This window comes from Brenneria sp. hezel4-2-4 (assembly GCF_013155275.1).
Taxonomy (GTDB): Bacteria; Pseudomonadota; Gammaproteobacteria; order Enterobacterales; family Enterobacteriaceae; genus Brenneria.
Genome location: NZ_JABJXS010000004.1, coordinates 52,146 through 75,287, shown reverse-complemented (window position 1 = coordinate 75,287; position 23,142 = coordinate 52,146). Strand labels below are relative to the sequence as shown.

Annotated in this window: 21 protein-coding genes; 20 read left to right on the top strand and 1 reads right to left on the bottom strand. The window is 56.6% G+C overall.

Annotated elements, in window-relative coordinates; genetic code table 11:
• Positions 1-50: 50 nt before the first annotated feature.
• Positions 51-1,535 (bottom strand): NCS1 family nucleobase:cation symporter-1, encoded by a 1,485-nt coding sequence (locus HOY33_RS10035; RefSeq protein WP_172290090.1) that lies wholly within the window; start codon positions 1,533-1,535, stop codon positions 51-53.
• A 152-nt stretch (positions 1,536-1,687) separates the two neighbouring features.
• Between HOY33_RS10035 and HOY33_RS10030 the strand changes: the two genes are divergently transcribed.
• The 20 genes from HOY33_RS10030 to HOY33_RS09935 all read left to right on the top strand — a co-directional run bounded on the left by HOY33_RS10030 (position 1,688) and on the right by HOY33_RS09935 (position 23,125).
• A complete protein-coding gene (locus tag HOY33_RS10030; protein WP_172290089.1) occupies positions 1,688-2,410 on the top strand; it encodes a GntR family transcriptional regulator in 723 nt (240 codons plus the stop codon).
• Positions 2,407-3,171 (top strand): aspartate/glutamate racemase family protein, encoded by a 765-nt coding sequence (locus HOY33_RS10025; RefSeq protein WP_172290088.1) that lies wholly within the window; start codon positions 2,407-2,409, stop codon positions 3,169-3,171. The genes HOY33_RS10030 and HOY33_RS10025 overlap by 4 nt, the downstream gene beginning before the upstream one ends.
• Entirely contained in the window at positions 3,168-4,130 is a 963-nt protein-coding gene (gene puuE / locus HOY33_RS10020) for an allantoinase PuuE (protein WP_172290087.1), read from the top strand. Before HOY33_RS10025 ends, puuE begins: the two co-directional genes overlap by 4 nt.
• Positions 4,131-4,888: 758 nt before the next feature.
• Positions 4,889-6,256: an NCS2 family permease gene (locus HOY33_RS10015; protein WP_172290086.1), complete on the top strand. Its 1,368-nt coding sequence runs from the start codon at positions 4,889-4,891 to the stop codon at positions 6,254-6,256.
• A 275-nt stretch (positions 6,257-6,531) separates the two neighbouring features.
• A complete protein-coding gene (locus HOY33_RS10010) occupies positions 6,532-8,178 on the top strand; it encodes a Na+/H+ antiporter (RefSeq protein ID WP_172290085.1) in 1,647 nt (548 codons plus the stop codon).
• A 278-nt stretch (positions 8,179-8,456) separates the two neighbouring features.
• Positions 8,457-9,167 carry a response regulator transcription factor gene (locus HOY33_RS10005; protein ID WP_172290084.1) on the top strand — a complete coding sequence of 237 codons (711 nt, stop codon included), beginning with the start codon at positions 8,457-8,459 and terminating at the stop codon, positions 9,165-9,167.
• Complete coding sequence (locus HOY33_RS10000) at positions 9,145-10,599, top strand: HAMP domain-containing sensor histidine kinase (protein WP_172290083.1); 1,455 nt, start codon at positions 9,145-9,147, stop codon at positions 10,597-10,599. Before HOY33_RS10005 ends, HOY33_RS10000 begins: the two co-directional genes overlap by 23 nt.
• 229 nt (positions 10,600-10,828) lie before the next feature.
• The gene (locus HOY33_RS09995) at positions 10,829-11,053 is read left to right on the top strand and encodes a Flp family type IVb pilin (RefSeq protein ID WP_172290082.1); all 225 of its coding nucleotides are present in this window, start codon (positions 10,829-10,831) and stop codon (positions 11,051-11,053) included.
• 5 nt (positions 11,054-11,058) lie between these two features.
• Positions 11,059-11,613, top strand: a complete 555-nt coding sequence (locus tag HOY33_RS09990) for a prepilin peptidase (RefSeq protein WP_172290081.1) — start codon at positions 11,059-11,061, stop codon at positions 11,611-11,613.
• 48 nt (positions 11,614-11,661) lie between these two features.
• Entirely contained in the window at positions 11,662-12,606 is a 945-nt protein-coding gene (gene cpaB, locus HOY33_RS09985; RefSeq protein ID WP_172290080.1) for a Flp pilus assembly protein CpaB, read from the top strand.
• Positions 12,607-12,694: 88 nt separating this feature from the next.
• Complete coding sequence (locus HOY33_RS09980) at positions 12,695-14,119, top strand: type II and III secretion system protein family protein (protein ID WP_172290079.1); 1,425 nt, start codon at positions 12,695-12,697, stop codon at positions 14,117-14,119.
• A gap of 24 nt (positions 14,120-14,143) precedes the next feature.
• The gene (locus tag HOY33_RS09975) at positions 14,144-14,842 is read left to right on the top strand and encodes a CpaD family pilus assembly lipoprotein (RefSeq protein WP_172290078.1); all 699 of its coding nucleotides are present in this window, start codon (positions 14,144-14,146) and stop codon (positions 14,840-14,842) included.
• Between the two features lie 14 nt (positions 14,843-14,856).
• The gene (locus HOY33_RS09970) at positions 14,857-16,056 is read left to right on the top strand and encodes a hypothetical protein (protein ID WP_172290077.1); all 1,200 of its coding nucleotides are present in this window, start codon (positions 14,857-14,859) and stop codon (positions 16,054-16,056) included.
• Positions 16,057-16,096: 40 nt separating this feature from the next.
• On the top strand, positions 16,097-17,512 hold the full coding sequence (locus HOY33_RS09965) for a CpaF family protein (protein ID WP_172290076.1): 1,416 nt from the start codon (positions 16,097-16,099) through the stop codon (positions 17,510-17,512).
• An 18-nt stretch (positions 17,513-17,530) separates the two neighbouring features.
• Complete coding sequence (locus HOY33_RS09960; protein WP_172290075.1) at positions 17,531-18,511, top strand: type II secretion system F family protein; 981 nt, start codon at positions 17,531-17,533, stop codon at positions 18,509-18,511.
• Between the two features lie 19 nt (positions 18,512-18,530).
• The gene (locus tag HOY33_RS09955; RefSeq protein WP_172290074.1) at positions 18,531-19,490 is read left to right on the top strand and encodes a type II secretion system F family protein; all 960 of its coding nucleotides are present in this window, start codon (positions 18,531-18,533) and stop codon (positions 19,488-19,490) included.
• 63 nt (positions 19,491-19,553) lie between these two features.
• Complete coding sequence (locus HOY33_RS09950; RefSeq protein ID WP_172290073.1) at positions 19,554-20,405, top strand: tetratricopeptide repeat protein; 852 nt, start codon at positions 19,554-19,556, stop codon at positions 20,403-20,405.
• A 6-nt stretch (positions 20,406-20,411) separates the two neighbouring features.
• Positions 20,412-20,900, top strand: a complete 489-nt coding sequence (locus tag HOY33_RS09945; protein ID WP_172290072.1) for a TadE/TadG family type IV pilus assembly protein — start codon at positions 20,412-20,414, stop codon at positions 20,898-20,900.
• Entirely contained in the window at positions 20,893-21,504 is a 612-nt protein-coding gene (locus HOY33_RS09940) for a TadE/TadG family type IV pilus assembly protein (protein ID WP_172290071.1), read from the top strand. The genes HOY33_RS09945 and HOY33_RS09940 overlap by 8 nt, the downstream gene beginning before the upstream one ends.
• Positions 21,494-23,125 carry a pilus assembly protein gene (locus tag HOY33_RS09935; RefSeq protein ID WP_216660468.1) on the top strand — a complete coding sequence of 544 codons (1,632 nt, stop codon included), beginning with the start codon at positions 21,494-21,496 and terminating at the stop codon, positions 23,123-23,125. Before HOY33_RS09940 ends, HOY33_RS09935 begins: the two co-directional genes overlap by 11 nt.
• The last annotated feature ends 17 nt before the right edge of the window (positions 23,126-23,142 follow it).

Genomic DNA, 23,142 nt, shown 5'->3' with positions numbered 1-23,142 from the left:
TTCGCCTGACTTTCAACCTGAAAGTCAGGCGGGCAGAGAGTGAACAGCCGTTAATCCTTCTTCAGCATCATGCCGTGCATTGAGATGGCCGGTACATTCGCCGCGCGTTCATGGCGCGCCAGATAGCGATAACAGCCGGCGCCAAGGAATGCGCCAATAAACCAGCTAAAGTTCGCCACCGCATGCCATCCCGGCGTGAAGCTGATGATCAAACCAATCGCCACCGACGGAAGCAGCGCCAGCACTGCCTTGGGGTTAAATCCGTTGCGATACCAATAGCGCCCTTTGGGCGTATCGTCGAACAAATCGTCCACATGCACTTTTGCCCCTTTGATCAGGTAGAAATCGGTCAGCAGGATGCCGAACAGCGGGCCGATAAAGGCGCCCAGCACATCCAGTGTGTAATGGATCAGTTCCGGGGAGTTAAACAGGTTCCACGGCGTGAGCAGCACAGAACCCACGGCGGCGATCATCCCGCCGGTGCGGAAGCTGATGCGCTGGGGCGAGCAGTTGGAGAAATCAAACGCCGGAGAAACAAAGTTCGCCACGATATTGATACCAATGGTCGCCACAATCATGGTCAGTAAGCCCAGCGCGACGGCAACGCTGTTACCCACGCGGCTGACGGTTTCTATCGGATCGGTAATCATTTGACCAAACAACGATTGCGTGCCGGAGACAATCACCACCGTCACAATGGAAAACAGCAGGAAGTTAAACGGTAGTCCCCAGCGGTTGCCGCGGCGGATTTCCTGCATACTTTTCCCATAGCGGGAGAAATCGCCAAAGTTGAGCAACGGGCCTGAAAAATAAGAAACCACCAACGCCGTTGCCGTAATCATCTGCCACGTTTGCTCGCCGACGGTAAGTTGTTTGCTGCCCAGGGTAAACGAGATATTTTCCAGCCCGGTTTTATAAACAATCCATCCGGCCAGCGCCAACATCACAACATAGACTGCCGGCCCGGCAATATCAATAAAGCGCTTGATGGCGCTCATGCCGTGCCAGAACACCATAGCTTGCAACAGCCACATCACGCCAAAGCAGATCCACCCCAGCGCGGACAGGCCGAGCCAGTGACTTTGTGTGAGCGGCTGAAGCGAGGGAGTGAACTTAAGCAGCACCAGCATTAGCGCGTGGGCGGCCAGATAGGTCTGAATGCCATACCAGGCGAAGGCGATCAGCCCGCGAATAACCGCCGGAATATTGGCGCCAAAGACGCCGAAGGCTTGACGGCAAATCACCGCGTAGGGCACGCCGCTCATCTGGCTGGGTTTCGCCACCAGATTGGCGCATAGCTGCACGATACAAATTCCCACCAACAGGCACAGCAGCACCTGCCAGCTCGCCAACCCCAGCGTAAAGAAACTGGCGGCGACGACGTAGCCTCCCATGCTGTGGACATCAGACATCCAGAACGAAAAGATGTTGTACCAGGACCAGGTTTGAACGCGGGTGGGGGCCAGATCCTCATTGCATAATCTGGGGCTGTAATGTGCCTGAGCGTCATTGTCTAACGTATTATTTTCTGGCATGGAATCTGCTCCTTTTGACTACGACCGAGAAATTAACCAAATCGATGTATGCAAAAGGAATTGCATTAATTAGGCCAAAATTGTTTTTTTGTATACAAAAAATAGATTAATCAGTATACGATTTAGCAATGATGTGATGACGGGATAAACCGATGAATTATACCTATGGACTTGAGCAAGCTCCGTTTTTTGAACAAAAAGATGAAGTTATCTATCACGCCTTGCTGAATGCGATCGTTGAGCATCAGCTATTGCCGGGAACAAAATTGCCTGAGGAAGCGCTGGCGGAGGTATTTGACGTCAGCCGCACCGGGATCAGAAAAGTGCTGCAACGCCTTGCCACGGTGCAAATGATCACCTTAACGCCCAAACGAGGTGCGCATGTCGCCACGCCGTCGGTAGAAGAAGCGCAAGAGATCTTCCAAACCCGCAGCATATTGGAGTGCGCCAACCTGCCGCAGGTGGTGGCGCACTGCCAGTCCCCCCATCTGGTTGCGCTGGAAAACCTGTTACAGGCGGAACAGCAGGCTCACCGCGATCAAAACGGGCCGGAAGCGATCCGTCTGTCCGCCGCTTTTCATATTCAGATACAGGCAATCTCCGGCAATACCGTGCTGACTGGCATGGTGTCGCAGTTAACTCTGCGATCGTCGTTGGTTATCGCGGCCTATGGCGCGCCGTGGCAGCAGGGATGCCGTGGTCACGATCACCACGATCTTTTCACGCTGTTGCGTGAGAAAAAGGCCGACGCGCTATCGACCGCAATGCAGCACCACTTTGCCGATATCGTCGCCAGCCTGCGTTTTGATCGCGACAAAGAGATCGCGCCTGATTTTTTTCGCCTGTTTGGTCACCTTAAGGGGCGCAAAGCATGAGTTCATGTGTGATACAGGTCATCAACCCGAATACCAGTCTTGCCATGACCGAGACTATCGGCGACGCGGCCCGTCGCGTTGCGGCGCCGGGAACGGAAATTATCGCCGTCAGTCCATCGCACGGCGTGCCGTCGATTGAAGGCCACTTTGATGAGGCGATTGCCGCGATTGGCGTGCTGGAGCAGGTGAGGAAAGGGAAGGAGCAGGGCGTTCAGGGGCATGTTATCGCCTGTTTCGGCGACCCGGGGTTGCTGGCGGCCCGTGAGCTGGCCAGCGCGCCGGTGGTGGGGATTGCCGAAGCCGCCATGCATATGGCGACGCTGGTGGCGACGCGCTTTTCGATCGTCACGACGTTGCCGCGCACGCTGATTATCGCCCGTCACTTATTGCAACGTTATGGCTTTGAACATCATTGTGCCGGGCTGCATGCCATCGACCTGCCGGTGCTGGCGCTGGAAGAGGATGCGGGCGTGGCGCAACAGAAGGTGCGGGAATTATGTATACAATCCAGCCGTCAGGATGATACCGGCGCGATCGTGCTGGGCTGCGGCGGCATGGCCGATCTGGCGTTGGCACTCACGCAGGAATTAGGGATCCCGGTTATTGATGGCGTCAGTTCGGCGGTCAAGTTGATCGAGTCATTGGCGTCGCTGGGGCTGACTACCAGCAAGCGTGGCGATCTCGATTATCCAATCGCCAAACCGCTGACCGGAATATTCAGCCAGTTACGTGAAACACAGTCGTTAAGGAAGGCAGTATGAAAAGACAACCGGGAATAGCGCTGGAGGAGATTGATAGCCGCTATCCGCGCGATCTGATCGGTTATGCCGGCAAGCCGCCGCACGCCAACTGGCCGGGGCAGGCGCGAATTGCCGTACAGTTTGTGCTGAACTATGAGGAAGGATCGGAAAACCATGTGCTGCATGGCGATGCCGGTTCGGAACAGTTTCTTTCCGATATCATCGGCGCGGCCAGCTATCCCGATCGCCATATGTCGATGGATTCGTTGTATGAGTACGGTTCCCGGGCCGGATTCTGGCGTATTCATCAGGAGTTTCAGCGTCGCGGATTGCCGTTAACGGTGTTTGGCGTCGCCATGGCGCTGGCTCGCAATCCGGCGGTGGTGGAAGCCATTACGTCCGCTGGTTACGATGTGGTCAGCCACGGCTGGCGTTGGATCCACTATCAGAATATGGATATCGATACCGAGCGGCTGCATATGCAAAAAGCGGTGGAGGTGTTGACCGCATTGTTCGGTCAACCGCCGGCGGGCTGGTACACCGGACGCGATAGCCCCAATACGCGTCAGTTGGTGGTCGATCACGGCGGCTTTCTGTATGACAGCGACTATTATGGTGACGATCTGCCGTTCTGGATGCCGGTAACGCGTTCTGACGGAGAGATCCGGCCGCATCTGGTTGTGCCCTATACGCTGGAAGCCAATGATATGCGTTTTGCTTCGCCGCAGGGTTTTAACAGCGGCGATCAGTTTTTTACCTACCTGAAAGACAGCTTTGATGTGTTGTATGCCGAAGGCGAGACGTCGCCGAAAATGCTGTCGATCGGTATGCACTGCCGTTTGCTTGGGCGACCAGGGCGCTTTCGGGCGTTGCAGCGCTTTCTCGACTATATCCAGCAGCACGATCGCGTATGGATCTGTCGTCGTCAGGATATTGCCGATCACTGGATCCGGCATCATCCTTACCCGACATCGTGGTGATTGCAGCGCGGCGAAAAAAGCGCTGTACCGATGAAAACAAAAATGGCCGCCCGATGGCAGCCATTTAAATTTTTGTCATCACACTTGATGCGATTAACGGAAGATGGCGTGGGAGTTGAAACCGTGATAGTTTTTGCCCAACGCTTTTAGCAATTGATTGATTTTACGGACAACTCTCATCTTTATTCTTCTCACTTTTGCTGATCTTACAGGTTGAATGTGCCGAAGTTTACGTTGATGTTTTCAAACGCAACGATGATTTTTTTTACCAGTTTCATTTCAGCTTCCTCGTAGATTAATCCAATTCTGTGATGCTCTTCACGTTTTAAAGCATACTCGCGTCGATATGGCGGGTCAATTTTTTTGTGACGCAAATCACAAAAAAATGATTATGCAGTTTGTTTGAAATAAACCGTCGTTTTGATTGTTTGGTTTTCGCTGACGATCCCCTGTTTTCCCACCAGGCGGTTCGACGACGATCGCGTTGGCGTTAGTGGGACGGCCGGTGGGGTATTACGCGGCAACTATTGGTAAATAGTCTTGAATAGCAGTTGAAATAGACGTCGGGGAAGCAGGATAATCGTTTGCTTCAATTGACCCGGCGAAATTTTGAGGTTTTGCATTCAGCGAGTTAATCGTTTGCGTGCACGGCCTGATGGTTCTTTGTGGATGGGCGTTTGCCGACCATACCCGGTGCAAGGCTGGGTGAACCGCTTACGATTTACCTTAATAATGATGACATCTCAGGGGATACCACCATGTCAAATACCACTCGTCAGGCTGATAGTGCGGCCCGTCCGCACGGCGCGCTTGATGCATTTTTTAATATTACCCAGCGTGGCAGCAACGTGCGTCAGGAAGTGTTGGCAGGGCTAACCACCTTTCTGGCCATGGTTTACTCGGTTATCGTTGTTCCGGGTATGCTGGGTAAAGCCGGCTTTCCGCCGACGGCGGTGTTTGTCGCCACCTGTCTGGTTGCCGGCTTTGGTTCATTACTGATGGGCTTATGGGCCAATCTGCCGATGGCGATTGGCTGCGCCATTTCTCTGACCGCGTTTACCGCGTTCAGTCTGGTATTGGGCCAGCAGATCAGCGTGCCGGTTGCGTTGGGCGCGATTTTCCTGATGGGGGTATTGTTCACCATTATCTCCGCCACCGGGATCCGCACCTGGATTTTGCGTAACCTGCCGCTCGGGGTGGCTCACGGAACCGGCATCGGTATCGGCCTGTTTCTGTTGATTATTGCCGCCAACGGGATTGGTCTGGTGATTAAAAACCCGCTTGACGGCTTGCCGGTTGCGCTGGGCGATTTTACTTCTTTCCCGGTTATTATGGCGCTGCTCGGGTTGGCGGCCACCATCGGTCTGGAAAAACGTCGCGTACCGGGCGGTATTTTGCTGGTGATCATCGTGATTTCCGTCCTCGGTCTGATTTTCGATCCGAATGTGAAATATCAGGGTTGGTTTGCGTGGCCCAGTCTGACGGGGGCGGACGGCACGTCGCTGATCTTCAGCCTGGATATCATGGGTGCGTTGCAGCCGGTGATTTTGCCAAGCGTACTGGCGCTGGTGATGACGGCGGTCTTTGACGCCACCGGCACCATTCGTGCGGTGGCGGGGCAGGCCAACCTGCTGGATAAAGACGGACAAATCATCAACGGCGGCAAAGCCTTGACCTCCGACTCCGTCAGCAGCATTTTCTCCAGTCTGGTGGGTACGGCGCCGGCGGCGGTCTATATTGAATCCGCCGCCGGTACGGCTGCCGGCGGTAAAACCGGTCTGACCGCTACGGTCGTCGGCGTATTGTTCCTGCTGATTTTGTTCCTGTCGCCGCTGTCTTATCTGGTTCCCGGCTATGCGACCGCGCCGGCGCTGATGTATGTCGGTTTGTTGATGCTGGGCAACGTGTCCAAACTGAACTTTGACGACTTCGTTGATGCCATGTCCGGTCTGGTGTGCGCCGTATTTATCGTGCTGACCTGCAATATCGTTACCGGCATTATGCTGGGCTTCGGTTCACTGGTGCTGGGGCGTATTTTCTCCGGCGAATGGCGCAAGCTGAATATCGGCACCGTCCTGATCGCCATCGCGCTGGTGGTGTTCTACGCCGGCGGTTGGGCGCTGTAATCCGCCGGGTCTTTCTGTGTCGGGGGACGTTGTCCCCCTTCAACTGTCCGCTTATCCTTTTTTCCGCCGTTTGATTTCCGCTTTTTCCGCTATTCTTAACATGGATTTGCAGGCGTCGGAGGGCCTATTCCCGTCCGGCGAAAAATATTAATTTCTTCACGTAAAAACCGATGTTAATGCCAGAATAAATGCGTTAAATATTAGGTAGCACGTCATTAAGCCTGGCTGGCGGATAACTCACTTTTTAATGCAGCGGGAGATCGTCTAAGGAAAGCATGGAAATCTTTTTTACTATTCTTATTTTGACCCTGATGGTTTCTCTGTCAGGGGTGGTTACACGAATTTTACCTTTTCAGATACCTCTGCCGTTAATGCAAATTGCCGTCGGCGCCATACTTGCCTGGCCCCAGTTCGGTTTGCACGTCGATTTCAATCCCGAGCTGTTTATGGTGCTGTTTATTCCGCCGCTGCTGTTTGCCGACGGCTGGAAGACGCCGACCCGTGAATTTCTCAAGCATGGGCGTGAGATCATCGGTCTGGCGCTGGTTTTGGTGTTGATTACCGTGGCCGGCGTCGGATACTTCATCTACTGGATGGTGCCCGGCATGCCGCTGATTGCGGCTTTCGCCCTGGCTGCCGTGCTGTCTCCGACCGACGCCGTGGCGCTTTCCGGCATCGTGGGCGAAGATCGCATCCCGAAAAAGCTGATGGGGATCCTTCAGGGCGAAGCATTAATGAATGATGCGTCCGGTCTGGTGTCGCTGAAATTCGCCGTCGCCATCGCCATGGGCACCATGGTGTTCAGCGTGTCGGGCGCCACGCTGGCGTTTATCAAAGTGGCGATCGGCGGGTTGCTGGCCGGTGTGGCCGTCACCTGGCTGTACAGTAAATCCCTGCGCATCATCAGCCGCTGGAGCGGCAATGACGCGGCAACGCAAATTGTGTTACTGCTGTTGTTGCCTTTTGCGGCGTATCTGATTGCCGAACATATCGGGGTTTCAGGCATTCTGGCGGCGGTCGCCTCCGGGATGACCATCGGCCAGTCCGGGATTATCCGTAATGCGCCGCTGACCATGCGGCTACGGGCGAATAGCGTCTGGTCGATGCTGGAGTTCGTGTTTAACGGCATGGTGTTCATCATGCTGGGGCTGCAATTGCCGGGTATTTTGGAAACCTCGGTGACGCAGGCGGAGCTGGATCCCACCGTTGAAACCTGGATGCTGTTTACCGATATCGCCATCATTTACGCCGCGCTGCTGCTGCTGCGTTTCGGCTGGCTGTGGATGATGAAAAAATACAGCACCCACATCCAGAAAAAGAAGCCGATGGTATTCAGCGAATTCACCACGCGCGAGCTGTGGATCGCGTCTTTTGCCGGCGTGCGCGGGGCCATTACGCTGGCCGGCGTGCTCTCCATTCCGCTGTTGCTGACGGATGGCACCGCTTTCCCGTCACGTTACCAACTGGTGTTTATCGCCACGGGCGTGATCCTGTTTTCCCTATTGTGCGGCGTGCTGGCGTTGCCTTTTCTGCTGCGGGGGATCGTGGTGGCGGATAAAGCGGCTTACGCCAAAGAGGAGCGGATGGCGCGGGTTGCCGCCGCGGAAGTGGCCATCGATAGCCTGCATAAAATGGAGGAGCGATTGGCCGCCGATCGGGAAGAAAATATTGACGCCCAGGTGCTGAAAGAGGTCAGCGCCCGGGTGATCGGTAATTTGCGCCGGCGGGTGGTGGGCAACGACGATCTGGAAAACAGTTTGCTGGTGGAGGATTTGGAGCGGCGTTTTCGCCTGACGGCGCTGAATTCGGAGCGGGCGGAGCTGTATCACCTGCGCGCCACGCAGCAAATCAGCAATGAGACGTTGCAGAAAATGCTGCGAGAACTGGACTTACTCGAAGCGGTGTTGATTGAAGCAGTATGATTTTCGCCGGATGATATTGGTATCGTCTTGATTTCTTTCCTTTCACGTTAATCTCCACTGCTCGGGCAGTGGAGATCCTACTCTTGTTCTTATCGGCAGACGCCGTAAATGACTTGTCACTAAATGATAATGATTGTTATTATCCGACTAATAATTCTCAGATGATGTTTGCTCATCCCTCACCGCTGCGTGTGGGATGAGCGCTGCCTATGATGGCGGTCTGAAATAATAAATTAGCGTTAACCATAAATTAAATAGGTTTTTGGTAGGGGAAAATTATGCGCGTACTCGTGGTCGATGATGATTCTGTACTGTGCCATTGGTTAGGCTCTAAATTACACTCACACGGTCATTCCTGTCGTATGGTTCACGATGGCGCACATGCATTAAAAGCCATAAAGGATGAGGTTTATGATGTGGTGCTGCTGGATAGAATGCTGCCGATTATGGACGGATTTACGGTATTGCGTGAATTACAGGGGCTGCGTCACCCGCCGATTATGTTGTTATCCGCATTAGACCGAGATGTCGATCGGGTGATGGGATTGGAACTCGGCGCGGAAGATTATCTTGGCAAACCGTTTAATTTTAATGAACTCAGACTGCGTCTGGATATTATGGCGCGGCGCGGTAAACGTCATGCCGATAATTCCTCCATCCTGACGTTTGAAGATCTGCAACTCGACCGTCTGCAACGGGTCGCCTGGCGTGGCGGCAAGCGTATCGATCTGACGGATAAAGAAATTAAGTTGTTGATTATACTTATGGAAAATCCAGGTCAGGCGATTACGCGCACCATGCTGCTGGAGCGGGTATGGGGCTATAATTTCGATCCGCAGACCAATTTAATCGATGTTCATATGTCGAAACTGCGGGCGAAAATCGATAAAGGTTTCCCGCATCCGTTAATCAAAACATTAAGAGCGATGGGCTATGCGTTAGGTTCTGTTGACAAGGATAAAACGGATGTTGGCAGCTACGCTGAATAAAATAAAAATAAAGAAACTGGGCCGTCTGTGGCAGATAAAAATAAAACACTGGCAATTAATAGGGGCAAGTCAATACCCGGACTTTTTATGCACCTCTAATTTCAGGCAGGCGATCACCATTGTTTTTTTATTTTTACTGATGATGCTGATGTGTATTATCGGCTTCAGTTTATTAAGCGAGACGCTGATCAGAACGCATGTCCGTGAAGTTATTCTGGGTAATATTTATGATTACTCCATGCAGTCGCGTTTAACCGATGCGAATAGCCTGATGACCCAGTTGCGTCAGGATAATCTGGCTAAAAACGATGAATTGCCGCTATTCCTGATAATGGATAACCGCGGTGACATTGTGTATCACAATCACCCGTTGAAAAATTTGCAGCGCACCGACTGTCTGATGGACGTCGCCTGCCTGAAAGCGCTTCTCTCCAGCAAAAACGATCCTAATCTGATTGGTTTATCCGTCATGCTTGATGACGGCGGCGTATTTTTTACCGCCTACAATATTCGGCCGATGCTGGAGCGGGTACGGACGATTCCGTTGGTGGCGGGGGCCGGGCTGTTTATCGTGTTGCTGTTTTGCCTGTTTGTCAGCCGTCATTTCAGCTTGCGCAATTTGCGCCGCGTCGAGCAAATCCGCACCGCGCTACACCGTTACAGCACCGGTGAACAACAGGTCAGAATGCCGTTATCACGCTACGGTGACGATTTCGACAGCCTGAGTGCGGATATTAATCAGAATCTGGAACGCATCGAACGCCTGATGGAGCAGGTGCGCAGCACCTCCAGCCATGTCGCCCATGAGTTGCGCACGCCATTGACGCACCTGCAAAACCGGTTATTCAACCTGACGGAACGCATCGGCCCGGACGGCGCGCTGCGCGATGAGTTGAATCTGGCGGTGGACGAGGTGCATAAAATTCTGGGGCTGTTTCGCACGGTAATGCGTATCGGCGAGATTGAAAGTGGGCGCTGCATTCATCAGTTTGAGCACATCGAGGCCCGGCTCATTCTGGAAGAGATTGTCGAATATTATCAGCCGCTGGCAGAGCAGCGCGGCTGTCATCTGCTCATTGAGGTTAAGGCGGGCATTCAGTTGTTTGGCGATCGCGCGTTGCTGTTTCAGGCATTGGCCAATCTGGTCGAAAATGCCCTGAAATATGCCGCGCACGGCAAATATATCACCCTGGGCGTCAAATTATACCGGGGTTGGATGGCGCTGAGCGTCGCCGATCGCGGGCCGGGGATCCCGAGCGCCCAGCATGATAAAGCGCTTCAGCGTTTTCAGCGCCTGGATCCCGGGCAGCAGCCGGGTTATGGACTGGGCCTGTCATTGGTCAAGGCGATTATCGACCTGCATAATGGCAAACTGTATCTGGAGTCAGACAATCCCGGATTAACCGTCTATCTGTGCCTTAAACGTGGTTGAAAGAGTGAATATCCCTGCAAAAAAAGTGCATATCCAACCTTGCCGTCTTGATCGTGGATTTGTATTACTATTTGATTTTTATTGTTAATTTTTCGTATTGAAAGATTAACTAATATTAATGTTCTGCATCTTGTAGTGTTTGATAATAAGTCTCATTATTACTCTTATTAGCGTCATGGCGCCCGATATTCGCCATGATCCCTTTGGCTGCGGATAAGAGAATCTCCCCATGAATAAAATGAAAACCCCATTGCGTACTTTCCTGCGTGATGAAAGCGGTGTGACGGCGATTGAATACGGCATTCTGGCGGCGGCGATGGCGGCGGCGATCGGCGCTATTTTCGGCAGCGACGGTATTTTCGTTCAGGCCCTGAATGAAAAGTTCAGTGAAATCGCCGACCAGATTACCGGCGCCGGCACCAGCGGATCCGGCACGTCAGGGACGGCGAAATAAATCCAGTGGCGGCGCATTACGCAGACTGGCTGCAAACGGCGTTACTGGCAGCCTGCCTGTTGTGGTGTATCAGCACCGATCTGTTGGCGCGAAAGATCCCGAATCAGGCGGTGCTGATGCTGGCGTTGGGCTGGTTGGCTTTCAGCGCGCTGGATGTGTTGCAGTCCGGCCTGATTGACAGGCTGAAACTGTATCAGACGTTGTGGGCGTTGCCGGGCGCCGCCGTCGTGCTGGTGGTCGGTTTTTTGCTTTTCCTCACCGGCAGGCTGGGCGCGGGCGATGTGAAACTGATGAGCGTGTTATGTCTGTGGGTGGGACATGGGCATCAGATCGTTTTTGTCATGGTAACCGCGCTGGCGGGGGGCGTATTGGCGCTGAGTCTGCCGTTGCTCAATACCGTACCGGCCGCGGTGACAATGGGAATTCAAACCACCAACCGGATGTTTAAAAGCCGGTTACCCATTCCGCCCGCGCTGCCCGCCGACCTTTTGCAAGGGATCCCTTACGGCATCGCCATCGCATTCGGCGCGACGTACGTCCTGATTTTTCCCTTGTTTTAATTCCGTCGCTGTTTTTTAAGACGCACACACTTGGGTAGGCAAGTTGAAATGAAAGTTAACTCTACGTATGTACTGTCAGGCGCCTTGATCCTGGCGGGTATTGTCGCGCTGATGGTGCGCAGCCATTTGTCGTCACCGCCGCCGGTTCCCCAGCAGGTTGCGGTAAAAGCGCCGGAACAGATTGCCGTGCTGGTGGCGGCGAAAGATCTTCATCCCGGCGATTTTCTGGATTCTTCCTCGCTGCGCTGGCAGGTAACGGCAGAGCCGGTATCCCGTACCTTCAATTTCATTCGCGGTAAAGACAGCCAGACGCTGCTGTTGGGCGCCACCCTGCGCGAGTCGATTACCGCAGGCACGCCGCTGACCAGCAATGTGGTGGTGAAGCCCAACGAGCCGGGTTTTGTCGCCGCCGTGTTGCGCAAAGGGATGCGCGCCATCTCGATTCCCACCAACGCCGTAGCCAGTAACTCCGGTCTGGTCGCCGCCGGCGATCGGGTAGATATCATCCTCAGTTTGCGCAGAGACGAACAGCCGGAACCGCAGACCGGCGGCGGACAGACGGCCGCGCCTCTGCTGGCGTCGCAAACCATCGTGCGCGATTTACGGGTTCTGGCGCTGAACAATCAAACCGACACCGACGTGCGTCCGCGGCAGGACGTGGTGCAGGAAGATGACGCCGAGACAACGGCCTCGAATAGAAGCCGTACGGCCGCCGTCGGCAATCGGCCGCGTTCCGTCAGTTACCAGACGGTAACGGTAGAAGTGACGTCGGAACAGGCGGAGATTTTGGCGGTGGCGAAAGAAGTGGGAATGTTGCATCTGGCGCTGCGCAGCTCAACGCCGGATGAATTGGACAATGCCCGGCAGGGCGCATCGCCGGTTACCACGCTGTCGCAGAGCACCAGCATTTATAACGGTCTGTCCGGCAGCGGCCATCAGGTAAAAGTGTTTCGCGGCGCGCAAAAAGATGTGCTGACGTTCCCGGCCCGTTAGGACGGGCGAGCAATCCATCCGGCAGCCTCTGAATCGCTCAATCAGCCGGTTTACGGAAAAAATGAAGCCTATTACGGAAATTAAGTAAATGACGATGTTTTCCCTGTTTTTGAAAGCGGATTCCCGGGGTGCGTGTAAACGATGGTTGGCCGCCGGCTGGCTGGCAATGGCATTGTCGCCCGCCACGATTTTCGCCGCGGGCATTTCTGAAGTCGCTGAAACCAACGTGGTGCATATGACGGTGCATCAGGGGCGTTTATTACAGTTGGATGCCTTACCGGACAGCGTATTGGTGGCGGATCCGGAAATAGCCAGTTTCGAACTGCCTTCTCCCGGCAACCTGTTTATCTATGCCAAGAATGTGGGAACCACCACGCTGTACGCCATGGATGAGAGCGGCAATGTCATCAATGCCATCCGCATCGTTTCCGAACACGATCTGAAAGCCTTAAGCCAACGGATGAAGCGGGAATTTCCCAATGCGGACATTCAACTGGAAGCGGGGATCCCCAGCGGCGTGATTGTGCGCGGCAGCGTTGATACCCCGCAAGACGCCAAACGGGTGATCGACAGCGTACAGGCTTATATCGTCGCCTCCGCCTCTACGGCCGGCGGCAGCGGCGGCGGAGCGAATGGCTTGCCCGGCAGCAGCGAATCGTCCGGCAAAGTGATCAACCAGTTGAAGATTAAAACCCCCTCGCAAATCAATATCCGCGTCCGGGTGGTGGAAGTGTCCCGCAACCTGACGCACGAACTGGGTTTTAACTGGGAAGCCTCGCTTAACCGGGGCGGCGCCAACTTTGGTTTGGGCACCGGTACGCTGGGCGGCTTTTTTGATTCCAGCACCGGGGCGTTTACCGGCGTCGAGGGGAGCAGCTTCTTTGGCGCCAACGTCGGCGGCGGCGAAGGATCGCTCAGCGGATTGTTGTCCGCCATGAACAAACAGGGCATGGCCTCCGTGCTGGCGGAACCGAACCTCACCGCCATGTCGGGCGAAACCGCCGCCTTTGCCGCCGGCGGTGAAGTGCCGGTGGTGGTGATCACCAATAACAACGTCAATATCGATTACAAATCGTACGGCGTGATCCTGCGCATGACGCCGACCTTACTGTCCGCCAACCGCATCAGCCTGCACATCGCCCCGGAAGTCAGTGAGTTAACCTCGGTCGGGGCGGTCACGCTGGAAGGCGGATCAACCATTCCGGCGCTGACCGTGCGCCGCGCCGATACCACGGTGGAACTGGCCAGCGGGCAGAGTTTCGCCCTGGCCGGCATGTTGCGCAGCTCCAACAGCCAAACGGTGACCGGCGTGCCGGGGTTAAGCCGCATTCCGATTATCGGCCGTGCTTTTGAAAACGAATCAGCAAGTCATGAGGAAACCGAACTGGTGATCATCGCCACGGCGTATGTGGTGGAGCCGGTGAATGCGGGCGATCTTCAGATGCCGGGGCAGGGCGTCAAAACGCTGGACTCGGTGATGCCAAGTTATGGCGCCGTGGGCTATCTCTACTGAGCCTGATGATTAATGGTGAGCACAATGCATAAACACAATATTCACACATTCCCGCGCGCCGCGCGCCAGCCGTCCGGCGGGCCGATTTTCGGCCTGACGCTCTGCGCCCTCTGCTTGCTGCTGACGGCCTGCGGCGATAGCGCCGTCAACAGCCAGCGTTTGCAGCGCTATGACCAGCCCGCGCTGGCGCCGATTGACGTCCGGCCTTCTTCGCTGGCGGTCACGTTGCAGGTGGCGGCAAACGGGCGCGGCTTTACCCCGGAATCGCTTAAACAGCTCAATGTGATGCTCAAGGATCAGGGGCGGCTTTCCAAACAGACGTTAACGCTGATCCCCCGTAGCGCCCGCGGCGAGCAAATGGCCGCCAGGCTGGCGAGCGTGCTGAAGAACGCGGGCGCCGATGCGCAAAAAGTCAAACTGATGCGCGCAGCGACGGCCGGCGCTCAGTCTGGCGATGTGGAGGTGATTTCCGAGGCGCTGGCGGTAAAAACCACTCGCTGTCAGGTGAACGATCCTGATTTGCTGATGGTGAAACCGTTTGAAGGCATCGGCTATCTGGGCTGCGCCACACAAAACAATCTGGCGATGATGGTGGCGGAGCCGCGCGATCTGATTCAGGCCAAAGCGCTGGATGATGCGGACGGCGTGGTTGCGGTCAACAGCATCGAACGTTATCAATCCGATGAGGTGAAAGAGCTCATCGACATTAACTTTGATGATTAAGGGCCGGGCATTCCATGAGTGAAATTACCCTTAACGACGGTGAAGAGCTGGCGCTGCCGCTAGTGGCGTTTGTCCATACCGAACACGACGTCGCTGATATCAGCGACCAATTGGCCCGCCTGAAACAGCCGGATGCGCCGGTTATGCCCGGGGGCATCGCCGCCGCACGGCAATGGTGCGAGCGGAATGCGCCGCCGCGCATTCTGCTGGTGGATTTGGACGGCGCGCACTGGCCGTTGCCGGAGCTGGACGAATTGCTCAACGTTTGCGGCCCCGCCAGTCAGGTGATCGCCACCGGCAAAGCGCAGGATGTCGGTTTGTATCGGGCGTTGTTGCAGGCCGGCGTGGTGGACTATCTGCTAAAGCCGTTCACGCTGGATTTGCTGGCGTCGACGTTGGCGAAATGCGAAGGCCAGCAGGCGGGGCCGGAGTATGCCCGTATGGGGCGCACCGTTGCGGTGGTCAGCGCCAGCGGCGGCAGCGGCGGCAGTACCGTGGCCATGGGACTCAGCCGGCTGATGTCCGGCGAGCGGCACTTACCGGTCGCGCTGGTGGATTTTGACCGTCGCAATGGCGATCAACTGTTGCTGCTGGGGCAGAACGAAGATGCCGGGCTGGCGGCGGTGCTGGGTACGCAGGAGCTGGATACCCGGCTGTTGCAGCGCGCCATGCTGCGGGTGGATACGCGTCTGCACCTGCTGGCGCAGAAACCGGAACTGGGCGAGTTAAGCCCGGTCGAGGTGGACAACGTGCTGAACCTCGGCGGGGCGCTGTGCCGCATGTTTAATCAGGTGATCTGGGATTTACCCAGCAGCTACCCGCCGGGGGCGCTGGACGTGCTGACCTACGCGGACTTACGCATCATCGTTACCGAACTGACGCTACAGGATGCGCGCAATATCCGCCGGGTGTTGCATGAAATCGGCGATGAAAGCGAAGGACAACGCCTGCTGCTGGTGCATAACCACAGCCGGTTTGTCGGCAACACGCCGCTCAGTCGCGAGCAGTTTGAGCAGTTTGTCGGCCGGAAGATCGACGCGGTGCTGCCGAACGCCGGCCATGCGCTGGCGCAGAGCCTCAGCCTGGGCGCGCTGAATCTGGCGGCGGCGCCGGCGTTCCAGCAAGGGTTGCGTCAGCTTGTCGATCTGGCCTGCGGCGTGCGCGCCCGACCGGTGGAAAAACGCTGGTTTTCGCGCTGGTTGAAACGGGCATGAATACCGCTGACATTGCCGGTTTATCAAAAGGTTAAACACTATGCTGATTCGTAAAAACAATTTATATAAAAACAACCAGCAAAAAGGCGAGGCGCATAACAGCGCGTCCCAGCCTGCGACGGCCAGCGTGACCGAACTGAAAGCCCGTCCGGCGGCGGAAAATCGTGCGCAGCCGGCGGTAAATAACCCGATGGTCGCCACGCCCGCGGCAAGACAAACGGACGGTCGCACCAGCCAGCGGCGTCTGATTCGTTCTCAGCTTTACGATCAGATCGATGCCGGCAAGGCCGCCATCATGGGGCGCGACAAGCTGCTGGTGCAGATTGAAACGGTGATCCGCCGTATCTGCGACGAACAGCGTTTACAGCTTTCCCGGCAGGAAGAAGAAGCCATCGCCACGGAAATGCTGGACGAGATGACCGGGATCGGCCCGATCCAGCCGCTGCTGGCGGACGATACCGTCAACGATATTCTGGTTAATGGCGCGGGTCAGGTGTTTGTCGAGCGTTTCGGCAAGCTGGAACTTTCGCCGATCACCTTCATTGACGAAGAGCATGTGTTCAATACCGCCCAGCGGATTGCCGCGGCGGTGGGGCGGCGTATCGATGAAGCCAGCCCGATGGTCGATGCCCGTCTGCCGGACGGCAGCCGCGTCAACGTGATTACCTATCCGCTGGCGATCGACGGCACCACCATCTCCATTCGTAAATTCATGCGTCGCAACCTGTCGCTGGAAGCGCTGGCGGAAAGCCGCTGTATGTCATACGCGATGGCGGATGTGTTGAACAAGGCGATGCAGGCGCGGGTGAATGTGATTGTCTCGGGCGGCACCGGCGCGGGGAAAACCACGCTGCTGAATGCGCTGTCGCAGAAGATCGGCAGCACCGATCGCATCATCACCATTGAAGACGCCGCCGAGCTGCAATTGCAACAGGAACATGTGGTCAGGCTGGAAACCCGCCCGATCAGCGCCGAAGGCACCGGACGCGTCGATCAGCGCGATCTGATGCGTAACGCGCTGCGTATGCGTCCCGACCGCATCATCCTCGGCGAAGTTCGCGGCGGGGAAAGTTTTGACATGTTGCAGGCGATGAACACCGGCCATGACGGCTCGCTGTGCACCGTGCATGCCAACACCTCGCGTGATTCGATACAGCGGCTGGAAAACATGGTGATGATGGCCAATATGCAACTGCCGCTGATGGCGATCCGCCGTCAGATCGCCAGTGCGGTGCACCTGATCGTCCAGATCGAACGTATGCGCGACGGCATGCGCCGGGTGGTGTCGATTACCGAAGTGTGCGGCATGGAGAATGAAGTGATCCAGCTACAGGATCTGTTCACTTTCCAGATCAAAGGCATGGACGCGCAGGGGATACTGACCGGCGAATACGTTCAGCATATTCAGCGCCCGCAGTTCTACAGCGATAAAGCGCATCTGTTTGATGCGCAGTGATGAACTGAGGAGACGCCGATGACCCCGTTATTGCTCAATCTGATTACCTTGCTGGTGTTTTGCTGCGTGCTGCTGGCGCTTTTTGCCCTCCATGGTTGGCAACAGGCGCGCCAGCGCCGCGCGCGCAGTGAACAGCGTTGGCGGCAGATTTTAGCCGAAGCGGCGCCGCAGACGGAACAACCGGTCTCCGATTCCATTCTGCGTGATGAGATAAAAACGCCGTTGATGCGGGTGCCGGTGTTGGGACGCTGGCTGGCGGGGATCTGGGCGCAACTGGCGTTTATCGGCTGGAAGAAGAATTTACGTCAGCGGGCGCTGCTGTTGGCGCTGCCGGCGCTGATGCTGGGAATGATGATGGGGCAAAAAACACTGCTGCCGTTAACGCTGGGGCTGATGTTCTCCCTGCTGCTGTTCGCCGCCATCGGGACGTTGCTGTTTCGCGCCACGCTGCAAAAGCACCTGAAAGCGCTGCGCGAAAGCCTGCCGGAAGCCATTGACGCCATTACCCGCAGCTGTCGGGCGGGGGTGCCGGTGGCGAATACTTTCGCCATCGTGGCGGAGCATTTAACCGGGCCGCTGTCGGCGGAATTTAAAACCATCGACCACTGGCTGAAGTTGGGGATCCCGCTGCGTCAGGTGATCCAGACCTCGGCGGGTCGCGTACCGATGGCGGAATACCGTTTCTTCGTGGTGATCCTGATTATCAATCAGGAGGCCGGCGGGCGACTGGGGGAAACGCTGGAGCGGCTGTCCGCCACGCTGCGCGATCGCCGCGAGTTGCAGCTTAAGGTGCAGTCCAAAACCTCGGAAGCGCGGGCGTCGGCGAAGATCGTCGCGGCGCTGTTTCCCTGCTGCCTGGCCTATTTGTATATGAAATCTCCGGATGATTTCAGCTTTCTGTTTTCCGATCCGGTGGGAACGACGGTGCTGATTTATGCCTTGTGCAGCGTCGCGCTGGGGATGCTGGTCACGCATTTTATGGTCAAGCGGATAAGTTAAGGACGAGGGAAGAGCCAACATGACGATATTTAGCGATCCCTTATTACTGCTGGCGCTGGGTTTGATTGGCGCGGGGATATACCTTGCCCGTTACCACAACGGCCAGCGGCGGCACCGCCAACTGGCGGAGCGCATGCAGGCGCATTTGCCGACCTCCCCTATAGGGGAGGCCTCTCAGGATACTATCCTGAGAGGCCAGGGAACAACCCTTACTCCCTGGCTGGAAAAAATTCTTTTACCGATAGCGCAACAGGGCTATCGCCTCTCCGGATCCGAACGGGATCGTCTTAATTTACGCCGCCTGCTCGATCTGGCCGGCTTACGCCGCAGCGAAGCGGTGGGTTGGCTGGTGATGGGCAAATTCCTGGCGGGTTTCCTGTGCGCCATAAGCCTGGTGTGGGGCTGGCTGCCGCCTGCCGATCGTTTGGGTATGACCGGCATCGCCGCCGGGCTGATCGGCTTTTTCGTCGGCGCGCTGCTGCCGGAATGGTGGCTGAAATGGCGCGCCGCCGGCCGGGGCGAGAAGCTGGCGCGGGCGGTGCCGGACGCGCTGGATTTAATGGTGGTCTGCGCCGAGGCCGGGTTGCCGATTGGCCGCGTATTACAGGTGGTCTCGAAAGAGCTGGGGCTGTCGTCGCCGGAAATGGCCGATGAGCTGCACTACACCGCGGCCGAGTTGCAGATCCTCGCCGATCGTACCCAGGCGATGGTGCATCTGGCGGAAAGAACCCGGGTGGCGGAAATCGAAAGTATGGTCGCTACGCTGATTCAGGCCGAACGTTACGGTACGCCGTTGTCGCAGGCGCTGCGCACCATTGCGGATGAAAGTCGTAAGACGCTGATTCTGGGGCTGGAAGAAAAAGCGGGGAAATTGCCCGCGCAGCTCAGCATCCCGCTGATGGCGCTGATCCTGCCGCCGATTATCGCCATTATGGCCTCGCCGGCGCTGGTGCGGGTGATTCGCCTGCTGGCCCAATAACGATGCTTTCCCCGGCAATATTGACCGGAAATGAACAGACAATAACGGATGGAGTGCTCGACGATGGTCGGTCTGATAACAACATATAAACGCGGCGCGTCGTTTCTGGCGTTGCTGGTGATGAGTACGCTACTGGCGGGGTGCGCCAGTTCCACGGCGATCAAGGGCACCAAAGACGAAGGGCTGCGGCTGGCGCGCTTACTGCGCGATCAGGGACGGATTGAAGCGGCCACGGAAGTCTATGCCCGTATCGACAGCCGCGGCGAACTGAAAGGCACCGAACTGCTGGAATACGCCAGCGTGGCGGCGCCGGTTCGTCGGCCGCAGCAAACGCTGGAGCTGTACGGCCGCGCCCGGCATGCGCTGGGCGGCGATACCAACCAGTTAAAACCGCAGGAAGCGCTGGCTATCTGTTTAGGCATGGGGCGCGCGCATCTGGCGCTGGGACGCAATGCGATGGCGCAGAAAGATTTTAGCTGTGCGCTGCAAGCCCAGCCAGACAACGCCGGGGCGCTCAATGGCATGGGCGTGGTGATGGATGCGGCCGGTAAACACACTGAAGCGCGTCAACTGTTTGAAAAAGCGTTGCAGGTCAACCCGGCCGATCTCGCCGCCATCAACAATCTGGCGCTTTCCTGGCTGGCCAGCGGCGATGCGGATCAAGCTATCGGCTTGTTGCGATCGGCGGATAACGCTAACCCGGCCGGCAAGCTTAACCTGGCGCTGGCCTATCTCGACAGCGATCGGGAAGAGGACGCCCGCAGTACGCTGGCGACCATCGCGCAGCCGGATCGTATCGACGGGCTGATCGACGCCTTGAATCAACGCCTACAGCAACTGCGTCAGGACGGCTCCCGCGGCGAAACCCTGTTGCTGTCCAGTCGTCAGCGCCTGCAACTGAGCAGCCCTGAGTAAATGGCGATGATCCCGGTTAACGAACGGAACTGGCGCAGTACGCGCGGCGTGATCGCCACAGAGGTGGCCTTTTTGATGCCGGTGGTGCTGGTCGGCGTGATGATGCTGTTCGAACTGGCGCGTATCGCGCTGGTGATTGCCGTGGGCAGCGCGGCGCTGGATAAAGCGGTGCAGACATTTCGTCTTGACGATCTCCAGAGCGACAGCGCCGAACAGATGGGCGGCAATCTGAAAGAACGCATGATCAGTTCGGCATACGGTTATCTGCAAGAAGAGGATTTAACCGTCAGCGTGTTGCATTTCGACAATCTGAGTCAACTGGGCGGGCTGACGATCAATAGCGACAGCGAGGACAGCGGCACGCTGCCGGTCTGGTCGGTCACGGTGCAGATCACCAAAGCGTTTATTACCCCGTTGCCGGAGGTACTGACGCTGGGGGATACCTTCCGCTACCAGTACAAGCATGTTTTCGGCACGGAACTGCGTAATGACTAGTTTCCGCCCGCGCGGCTGGCGTCGCTTCCGCTCTTCCGTCCGTGCTTCCGTCGCCGTTGAAACGGCGCTGGCGCTGCCCATCGTGTTGGCAATCGGCGCGCTGTGCGCGGATATCTATACCGTCGGTCTTGAACGTGAACGCATGGAGCAGCGGGCCGGCGCCATCGTCTCAATTCTCGGCATGCAGCGGGAACTGACGCAAGAAGGGTTGCAAGGTCTGCTGGATGCGGTGCTGCCGGAGGAAGGACTGGGAAATTACCAGTTGCTTATCAGCAATGTGCGCCAGACCGGGGAGCTGTACTGGCAGCTTGATCGCGGCAATTCGGACCAACTCTGTACCGCCAATCAGGCCGGTTACGGCGAACACTATCCGGGCGATTTACCGGAAAAAGATCAGGAAACCGGCAGCGAGAACATTTCTATGGTGGTGGTGGAACTGTGCCGTGAAGGGAAAGACATCAGCCTGGCCGGCGGGCTGTCGCTGAGTAACCTGCTGAACGTCACGATGGTAAACCGGACCGGGGATGGCGTGATTGCGTTGGATAGCGCCCTGGGGCAGGAAGCCGGACAGCCGAAAGAGGAATACGAAGACAATGAAGGATAATTCCGGTGGCCGTATGCGGCGTTTGACGCATGCCCTGCGAGTTTTTGCGCGGCAGGAGCGCGGTGCGGGCGCGTCGCTCTACGTGTTGGGCGCGATGGCACTGCTGGTCAGCGCGGCCTTCATTGTTGATTCTTCCACTGCGACGGGCGATGCGGCGCAGATTAAACGCGCCGCCGATGCCGCGGCGCTGGCGGTGGGGCATCAGGCGCTGCTGAGCGGAAAACAGAATGAAAACGTCAGTCAGGAGCAACTGACGGAGCTGGCGTTCGATTATATCCGGGCGAATCTGGGCGTGAACAGCAAGCTGGCCGAGGATATTACCTTTGATAAGGTGAGTCTGAGCGAAGGGCGCAACGGCGACAACTATCCGACCTATACCGTGACGGTCGGCTTTACCGCCTCTCCGGAACTCTTGACGCTGGCATCCTCCGAGCAGCAGATCCACTCCACGGTGGAGGTGGTCAACCGTTCGACGGAAGTGTCCCTGATATTGCCCAATACCTTGAATGAGGACAGCGCTAATCTGGCGGTGTTGCGCCGTATCGGCAATGAGTTCGCGGAGAATCTGATCGGCGACAGCGATAACGTCTGGCTGGCGCTGGTGCCGCATAGCCAATCGGTTAGCATCTACGATAATGATCATAGCAACCGCATCCGGCAGTGGGCCGCATCCGGCGCGCTAAGACCGGTGGAACTGACCTCGCTGTTCAGCGTCGGCTACAGCGGACTGGCCGATGCCCGTATGCCCGATCGGCGCGCCAAACTCCTGTGTATGTACCGGGGACTGGCGCGGGGGGAAAACTATTTCTGGGACGAAGCGCCCAGCGGGCAGTTCAACATTTATTACCGCGCCGATATACCGTCGAACGACACCAATTTCGGCATCGAACCCTACACCATCAGTTGGATCGGCCCCAACCCTGATTTTGGTCAGGCTACCGGCGTGAATGATACCCGCACCTTGATCACCGATCGCGGCTGCCCCAGCGCCGCTCTGCTGCCGCTGACCAACGATCTGGACAAGATCGCCGAACGCCTCGACGAGATGTCCCGACGTTTCAATACCAACTACGCCATCGCGCTAGGCTGGGCGGCCATGGCGCTAGCGCCTGAGTTTCGCGGCAGCGCCGGTTGGGATCTGGATGACGATTTGCCTAAGGATTTTGACGAGGGCAACGGCGAACGCATCAAGGCTATCGTCATGCTGGTTAATTCCACCGGTCAGCGCTGGTTCGACACTGACAGCTACAACAGTTATGTGGGCAACCCCATAGACGGGTGTTCCGTCTCCGCCAGTGAGGCCAATTGCAACAATTACGCGGCGCTTACCACTGAGCGTTTCGCCAACCTGTGCGCCAGCTTTCGTGCTCGTAATCTTAAGTTCTACATGATTACCACCGGCAACGACGAGGCGACGGATGAAGACGGCGCCATTGCCAGCGCTTCGGAATTTCGCCGTATTGCCGGGGCGGGATTACAAAGTTGCGCCGAGAAAAGCAGCGATCTGACGTATTACAACGGTGAGGACTTTGTCGCCTCGGAAAGCAAAATCAGGGATCGCCTAAGTGACATTGTTGACGAACTGCATCAGAAAAGCAGTTTCGTTCGATTGATTGAATAACGGCCCATGTGCCTTTT

Bases quoted from the DNA above. Each gene is read 5' to 3' on its own strand.
- HOY33_RS09965 (WP_172290076.1), top strand. From the start codon at position 16,097: ATGCTGATTCGTAAAAACAATTTATATAAAAACAACCAGCAAAAAGGC.
- HOY33_RS10025 (WP_172290088.1), top strand. From the start codon at position 2,407: ATGAGTTCATGTGTGATACAGGTCATCAACCCGAATACCAGTCTTGCC.
- cpaB (WP_172290080.1), top strand. From the start codon at position 11,662: ATGAAAGTTAACTCTACGTATGTACTGTCAGGCGCCTTGATCCTGGCG.
- HOY33_RS09950 (WP_172290073.1), top strand. From the start codon at position 19,554: ATGGTCGGTCTGATAACAACATATAAACGCGGCGCGTCGTTTCTGGCG.
- HOY33_RS10005 (WP_172290084.1), top strand. From the start codon at position 8,457: ATGCGCGTACTCGTGGTCGATGATGATTCTGTACTGTGCCATTGGTTA.
- HOY33_RS09960 (WP_172290075.1), top strand. From the start codon at position 17,531: ATGACCCCGTTATTGCTCAATCTGATTACCTTGCTGGTGTTTTGCTGC.
- HOY33_RS09945 (WP_172290072.1), top strand. From the start codon at position 20,412: ATGATCCCGGTTAACGAACGGAACTGGCGCAGTACGCGCGGCGTGATC.
- puuE (WP_172290087.1), top strand. From the start codon at position 3,168: ATGAAAAGACAACCGGGAATAGCGCTGGAGGAGATTGATAGCCGCTAT.
- HOY33_RS10000 (WP_172290083.1), top strand. From the start codon at position 9,145: ATGTTGGCAGCTACGCTGAATAAAATAAAAATAAAGAAACTGGGCCGT.
- HOY33_RS09940 (WP_172290071.1), top strand. From the start codon at position 20,893: ATGACTAGTTTCCGCCCGCGCGGCTGGCGTCGCTTCCGCTCTTCCGTC.
- HOY33_RS09970 (WP_172290077.1), top strand. From the start codon at position 14,857: ATGAGTGAAATTACCCTTAACGACGGTGAAGAGCTGGCGCTGCCGCTA.
- HOY33_RS09935 (WP_216660468.1), top strand. From the start codon at position 21,494: ATGAAGGATAATTCCGGTGGCCGTATGCGGCGTTTGACGCATGCCCTG.
- HOY33_RS09980 (WP_172290079.1), top strand. From the start codon at position 12,695: ATGACGATGTTTTCCCTGTTTTTGAAAGCGGATTCCCGGGGTGCGTGT.
- HOY33_RS10030 (WP_172290089.1), top strand. From the start codon at position 1,688: ATGAATTATACCTATGGACTTGAGCAAGCTCCGTTTTTTGAACAAAAA.
- HOY33_RS10010 (WP_172290085.1), top strand. From the start codon at position 6,532: ATGGAAATCTTTTTTACTATTCTTATTTTGACCCTGATGGTTTCTCTG.
- HOY33_RS10035 (WP_172290090.1), bottom strand. From the start codon at position 1,535: ATGCCAGAAAATAATACGTTAGACAATGACGCTCAGGCACATTACAGC.
- HOY33_RS09995 (WP_172290082.1), top strand. From the start codon at position 10,829: ATGAATAAAATGAAAACCCCATTGCGTACTTTCCTGCGTGATGAAAGC.
- HOY33_RS10015 (WP_172290086.1), top strand. From the start codon at position 4,889: ATGTCAAATACCACTCGTCAGGCTGATAGTGCGGCCCGTCCGCACGGC.
- HOY33_RS09975 (WP_172290078.1), top strand. From the start codon at position 14,144: ATGCATAAACACAATATTCACACATTCCCGCGCGCCGCGCGCCAGCCG.
- HOY33_RS09955 (WP_172290074.1), top strand. From the start codon at position 18,531: ATGACGATATTTAGCGATCCCTTATTACTGCTGGCGCTGGGTTTGATT.